Consider the following 6,243-nt stretch of genomic DNA (forward strand, 5'->3'; position numbering starts at 1 on the left):
ACCTGTTCCGGAGACACCGGGAATGGCGACAGTCCCCTCTTCCACCACCTTGCCGTTCCTGAGTGGAAACCGCGCGTGGTAAAGGCGCTTTGTATTTGTGTCGAATATGCGCACAAGCGCCGACGTTTCACCGCGCTCGACATTGACCATGCCTTCCTCGACCGCAAACGGCCCGACACAGGAAGACATGTTCCCGCAGGCTGAGCCGTAGTCAGCCAGCGGTTCGTCTACCGCAATCTGCACGAAAGTATAATCGACGTCTGCATCCTCACGCTCCGACGACTGGACAATGACAACCTTGGACAGGGAGGAAAGTCCACCTCCCATCCCGTTCAACTGGCGCCCATATGGATCAGGACTGCCCAGCACATGAAGGAATATTCGATCACGGAGCTTCGGATCCTCCGGCAGGTCCTTGCCATTGAAAACCACTGCCTTGGAGGTGCCGCCCCGGTAAAAGGCTGCGCGCAACCGGTTCGCCATCAGGCACCTCCCGCCAGGAATTTCCGGAACGCACGAGGCAACAGTCCACCCGCCGCGAAGGTCGCCCGTTCAACCTCGTTGTAGAGCCGCAGATCCAGAGGTGTCGCTTCGGAGCTTCCATCTGTGCGATGCACGGTGAGGGTCGCACTTTTCAAGCTTTCATCGAGATCGATGTCATAGGTTTCGCTGCCGTTCAGCTTCAACGTGCGACGTGTGACACCTTCCGGAAAACAAAGCGGTGCAATTCCCATATTCACGAGATTGGACCGGTGGATCCGTTCAAAACTCTCCGCAATCACTGCGCGGACACCGGCCAGCCACGGTGCCTTCGCGGCAGTGTCTCTGGAGGAGCCGCACCCGTATTCCCGTCCGCCAATCACCACAAGCTTCTGGTCCCGTTCGAGATAGGTCTGAATTGCCTTGAAAACGGAGGTTACGTCACCGTCGGGTTCAACACGCGTCCACGAGCCCTCCTTTTCGGGGGTCATCTCATTTCTCAGTCTGTAATTTGCATAGGTCGAGCGAACCACGACATCCGAGCAGCCACGCCGTGTTCCGAAGGAATTGAAGTCCTGAGGCGCAACGCCCCTTGCCTGCAAATACTGACCAGCCTCGGATTCAGGTGTAATGATCCCGGAAGGAGAAATATGATCTGTGGTGACGCTGTCCCCCAGAATAACCAGCGGACGAAGCCCTTTGAGAGGTCCAATTGCCGTCTCCCTCGGCTCGATTTCGCGAACAAAGGGCGGAAAGGACACGTAGCTGGAAGGAGCCCATTCATAGGTTCCCGCGCTTACCTCCAAATCGTTCCAGCGCGAATTGACATCGCTGATAGCTGCATAGTTTTCGCGAAATTCCTTAGGCGTCACAAATGTTTCGACAATCTGTGTCACTTCGTCGGCCGAGGGCCATATTTCCGTCAGCATCACCGGACTACCGTCCCGATCGATCCCAAGCGGCTCTGAGGTAATGTCCTTCAGGATCGTGCCCATCAGGGCATAGGCGACCACCAGTGGCGGTGATGCGATCATGTTGCGCGAGGCGAGCGGGTGAATACGGCCGGCAAAATTCCGATTGCCGGAAAGAACCGCAATTCCCTTGACGTCATTGGCCTTGATTGCAGCCTCGTGAACCGGATCCAAAGGGCCCGACATGCCGTTGCAGGTTGAACAGGAAAATGCCGCGACCTCAAATCCCAGTGTGTCGAGCGATTGCTGCAACCCGCTTTGCTCCAGATAGCGCGCCACAACTCTTGAACCTGGTGCCAACGATGTTTTGACATGAGGCGGAACTTGCATCCCTCTTGCGACCGCGTTGCGGGCCACCAGGGCTGCCGTCACCATGTTTCGCGGATTTGCAGTATTGGTGCAGCTTGTGATGGCGGCGATGATCACGTCGCCATCGCCGATGTCATGGTCTTCACCTTCAATCGGAACTCTGCGTTCTGTCTCGCCTTGCAGCTTCAGTCGATCACTCGCATTGGCAAGATCGATCCGTTGTTCAGGACGAGAAGGGCCGGAAACAGATCGACCGATCCGACCAAGATCAAGATCAACGACGGCATCGTAATCCACAGCCGTATCGATGCCGTCTGCCCAGAGCTTCTGCGCCCTGCAATAAGCTTCTGTCCGGTCAACATTGTCGCTGCGTCCGGTCTGTCGAAGATAGTCAATTGTTCGCTCGTCGACCGGACAGAAGACCATCGTTGAACCATATTCGGGCGCCATGTTTGCAATGGTCGCGCGATCCGCGACACTCAAGCTGCGATAGCCTGAACCGAAGAGTTCGACAAACGTATCCACGACGCCAAGTGCACGCAGTTTTTCTGCAACAACAAGGGCAATATCCGTTGCCGTTATGTCATTGGAGGGTGTTCCGGTAACCTCCAGACCGATCACGCGCGGCACATTGACAGGAGTGCTTTCCCCGAACAGGATTGCCTCCGCTTCAAGCCCGCCAATACCCCAGCCGATAATGCCCAGTGCATTGATCATCGGTGTGTGGCTGTCGGTACCAAGGCAGGAATCTGGAATGAGAACAGCGCTTTCCTCCTGCGACGGCAAAACCGTTTGCCCGAGACATTCAAGATTGATCTGGTGGCAGATGCCGCCTCCGGGCGGAATGACCCGCAGACGTGGGAACCGCGCTTCACAGGCCTTGAGGAAGGCAAAACGTTCACGATTGACTTCGAATTCGCGATCCATGTTCTTCTGCAACGCGAACCTGTCTGCCCAGTGATTGATCGACATGGAGTGATCGATCACGAGATCCACCGGCAGGCTCATGTCGACGGTTTTCGGGTCACCGCCCTGCTCTTCCAACAAGTTGCGCATCGCCATGATATCGATCAGCGCCGGGATTCCGAGCATGTCGTGCAGCAGCAAACGCGCTGGGCGAAAGGGAACGGCGTCGCCCTTCCGCGCCAGCACATCCAATGCGGCTGAACCATCTTGAGAATGACGGGCAGCGTTTTCTGCCAGTACCCGCAGCGAATAAGGCAAGCTGCGATAGCCTTTTCCCAGGAGCCCGCAGTAATCCGCCGCTCTATAGGATGAATTTCCGATGTTGTGAAAACGCAAGTAACCTCTCCTGTATGACCGAAAGGCTAGACAGTCATCCAGGCGTGCGGCAAGGTGATCTGAACACGATTTCACCCGATAGAACGAACATGACCGCCAACCGTACAGAATCCGTGGAACGCGCCTTGTCGATCCTGAGTGCGTTTTCAACTCAAAAACCGATCATGACTCTGGCTCAGATCGCGGAAGAAACCGGCCTGCATAAAAGCACCATTTTACGGCTGACAAATTCCATGGGCATATACGGCTTCATCCAGCGGGACGAAGACGGCCGGTTCAGCGTCGGTCCAAGTGTCTGGCGTCTTGGATTGATTTTCAGGCGGGATTTCACCAAGCGGGAGCATGTCGCTCCCTCCCTCAAAATCCTTTCCGAAGCAACCGGGGAAACTGCCTCGTTTTATGTGCGCGCAGGCAACGAACGTGTTTGTTTATACAGGGAAAATTCTCCAAATCTCCTACGGTTTCATGTTGAAGAAGGTATGCGACTGAGACTGTCGACCGGCGCGTCAGGCCTGGTTCTTCGCCATTTTTCCGGTGAAGATGTCGGTGATCTCGCTCCCTTCAACAAAAACGGAACGGCAAGTTCCGTCGGGCAGACCAATCCGAACATCTCCTCCATCTCGACACCCGTCTTTAACGGATCGGGAGAACTCGTCGGAGCGCTCACCGTATCCGGCCTTGCCACAAGGTTCGACAAGGAGGCCCGTGAAAATGCCATCCCTCTGCTGGAAAGTCTTGCCAGAAGCCTGACGACCACTTGAGAACATCGTTTCGCCTGATAGAACGCACTTGAGTGACGCTTGCCAAGAAACCGGCTGCATCTTACGCAGGAGCGCAAACTCACACAGCCGGAGTCGTCGCCATGATGAACCACGAAATCAACAAAGCGTTTCGCAAACGCCTGAACAGTGGCGGCGCTGTTCTGATACCCGGAGCTGCCAATGCACTGGCAGCACGTGTCATTGACCAGCTTGGTTATGAAGCGGTCTATATTTCCGGCGCCGGCCTCACCAACACCAATCTCGGCATGCCGGACCTTGGCTTCATCTCGCTACCGGAAATCGCGGAGCACACGGCAGCCATTCGAAATATCACCAGCCTGCCGATCGTGGTCGACGCCGATACAGGGTTCGGCAACGCCCTCAATGTTCATCACACGGTCCGCACTCTTGAAAGCGCCGGCGCAAGCGCAATCCAGTTGGAGGACCAGGTCAACCCGAAACGCTGCGGCCATTTTTCAGGAAAGGATGTCGTGGACATCGTGGAAGCCCGCAGCAGAATAAAAGCGGCTGCAGACGCTCGCCAGGATCCCGATTTCCTGATTGTCGCCCGCACGGATGCCTGCGCGACTCACGGCTTCGATGCCGCTATCGAACGCGCCGAAGCGTTCATCGAAGACGGTGCAGACATTACCTTTATCGAAGCCCCGAGCGGTCTTGAGAACATCCGTGAAATTCCCAAGCGGCTATCCGGAACACCTCAGCTGATTAATCTTGTCGTTGGAGGAAAGACCCCGATCATGGACTTTTCAGAACTCGATCAGATGGGCTTCGGCCTGGTCCTCTACGCCAATGTGGCACTTCAGGGTGCCTTGAAAGGCATGCACGACGCATTGAGCATGCTGAAAAGCGACGGCCGCATGGACGAAAACGGTCCCGTCGCCAGCTTCGAAATCCGCCAGCATGCCGTTCACAAGGACCACTACGACGAGCTCGAGAAGCGATATTCGGACAAATAGCCGCCCGCGAATAAACCGGACTCAATCCCGCAACGGCGTCAGCACCCCGCTCCGGTTGCCACCCCGCCGCATTCCGAACTGGCCACGCCGCGATTTTTCAGCTTGGCTTCGAACTCTTTGAGAAACAGGGAAATTGGTGGGCCCGGAGGGCCTAGCCAAACTGAAGAAAATCAATAACTTATCCGAAGGTGGGACAAAACGCCTGCCTGAAGGATTTCAATGGCTTACAAAAGCCACTGTCCCACCTTTTTGCCGCCTTGCCTCACCTAAGAAAAGGCTCCCGATGAGTCGTCGGAGGCGCGCATGAGCGAGCGCCGTCCATTCCGGGAAGTGAAGCTTCAGTGGCTGAGACTGCTGAGCTGTGATGCCAATATCAACGACAATGCCAAGTGCGTGGCGCTCTATATCGTGACCGCACATGTGAACGGCCACACCGAGAAGGCGTGGCCGTCTTACAAGACTATTGCCGCAGCAACCGGCAAGAGTGTCAAATCCATCCAGCGTGCCATCCGCGATCTAGAAGAAGGTGGCTGGCTTGGCGTTCAACGCGGGAATGGCGTCGGTCACAATACGGAGTATTGCCCTACCGACGCCTCGATCTTAAAGGCCTCTGAGCTCAGAGAAAAGACGGACAAATCTGTCCCCCTTCGCACTTCTGAAGACGGACAGAATTGTCCCCAAAGGCGGTCAGATGTGTCCAGTAAAGGCGGTCAAACCTGTCCACCAAACAAAGAGAAAGAAATAAATAAAAAACCTAACGCGCGTGAGGCGCGCGCGAAGGCCGTCTCTCGCCGTTCCATTCCCGTCGTCGTTCTTCCAACAGCTCAGACCCGGCAGGTCGATGAATGGAATGCCTGGCTTGCCGAGAAGACCCTGCCCAACCTGGCACGGCTCAATCTCGCGACCAGCGTGAACGGTTCATCCGGATACCAGCTCCCCGGCCGATGGCCACCGGAAGGTGGCTCCGACAAAGAGCAGGAATGCCTGACGTATTTCCTGAACAGACTGCCCGCGATCGCACACCAATCGGCCTCTCAAACAGCCTATAGGCAAGCGGCATGACTGCGGCGGATCTGACAAGAGCAAGGCGACCCATGTCATACGACACGGTACCTTGCGAGGGGCGACAAGCCTCCCCTTCGAACCCCTCCAGACCGCAAACGATCCGTTTCGACGAGACGGTTGTTATGCGTTGCACGACGGAGGAAAAGAGAAATCTCAAGCACCGCGCCGCCGCGGACAAAATCTCCGTCTCGGAGCTGTTGCGCGGGGCGTTGGGGCAGATCAAAGCCCCGCGCCGCCGTGCCACACCGCAGGTCGAACCGCAGCTTGTGACGGCACTCAGCCGCATCGGCACCAACCTGAACCAGATCGCCCGCGCCGTGAACTCCGCCCAGGCCGCTGGCGACATGCGTCAGCTCGACGGCCTGCAGCTCCTGGCTG

6 protein-coding genes are annotated in these 6,243 nt (G+C 56.6%); 4 read left to right on the forward strand and 2 right to left on the reverse strand.

Annotated elements, in window-relative coordinates; genetic code table 11:
- Positions 1-483 (reverse strand): PrpF domain-containing protein (locus tag K5905_RS24970; protein ID WP_297589153.1); only part of this gene is annotated, 483 nt, incomplete at its 3' end.
- Positions 483-3,062 carry an aconitate hydratase AcnA gene (acnA, locus tag K5905_RS24975; RefSeq protein ID WP_297589156.1) on the reverse strand — a complete coding sequence of 860 codons (2,580 nt, stop codon included), beginning with the start codon at positions 3,060-3,062 and terminating at the stop codon, positions 483-485. The genes acnA and K5905_RS24970, both read right to left, overlap by 1 nt.
- 89 nt (positions 3,063-3,151) lie before the next feature.
- Between acnA and K5905_RS24980 the strand changes: the two genes are divergently transcribed.
- The 4 genes from K5905_RS24980 to mobC form a co-directional block, all read left to right on the forward strand.
- Positions 3,152-3,823 (forward strand): IclR family transcriptional regulator, encoded by a 672-nt coding sequence (locus K5905_RS24980; RefSeq protein WP_297589159.1) that lies wholly within the window; start codon positions 3,152-3,154, stop codon positions 3,821-3,823.
- 101 nt (positions 3,824-3,924) lie between these two features.
- The gene (locus tag K5905_RS24985) at positions 3,925-4,800 is read left to right on the forward strand and encodes an isocitrate lyase/phosphoenolpyruvate mutase family protein (protein WP_297589162.1); all 876 of its coding nucleotides are present in this window, start codon (positions 3,925-3,927) and stop codon (positions 4,798-4,800) included.
- A 303-nt stretch (positions 4,801-5,103) separates the two neighbouring features.
- The gene (locus K5905_RS24990) at positions 5,104-5,862 is read left to right on the forward strand and encodes a helix-turn-helix domain-containing protein (protein ID WP_297589164.1); all 759 of its coding nucleotides are present in this window, start codon (positions 5,104-5,106) and stop codon (positions 5,860-5,862) included.
- On the forward strand, positions 5,859-6,243 hold a 385-nt coding region (gene mobC / locus K5905_RS24995), incomplete at its 3' end, for a plasmid mobilization relaxosome protein MobC (RefSeq protein ID WP_297589167.1). The genes K5905_RS24990 and mobC, both read left to right, overlap by 4 nt.

The sequence above is a fragment of the Roseibium sp. genome (genome assembly GCF_025698965.1).
Lineage (GTDB): Bacteria > Pseudomonadota > Alphaproteobacteria > Rhizobiales > Stappiaceae > Roseibium.

Coding starts and splice junctions, on each gene's coding strand:
- K5905_RS24990 (WP_297589164.1), top strand. CDS start 5,104: ATGAGCGAGCGCCGTCCATTCCGGGAAGTGAAGCTTCAGTGGCTGAGA.
- K5905_RS24985 (WP_297589162.1), top strand. CDS start 3,925: ATGATGAACCACGAAATCAACAAAGCGTTTCGCAAACGCCTGAACAGT.
- K5905_RS24980 (WP_297589159.1), top strand. CDS start 3,152: ATGACCGCCAACCGTACAGAATCCGTGGAACGCGCCTTGTCGATCCTG.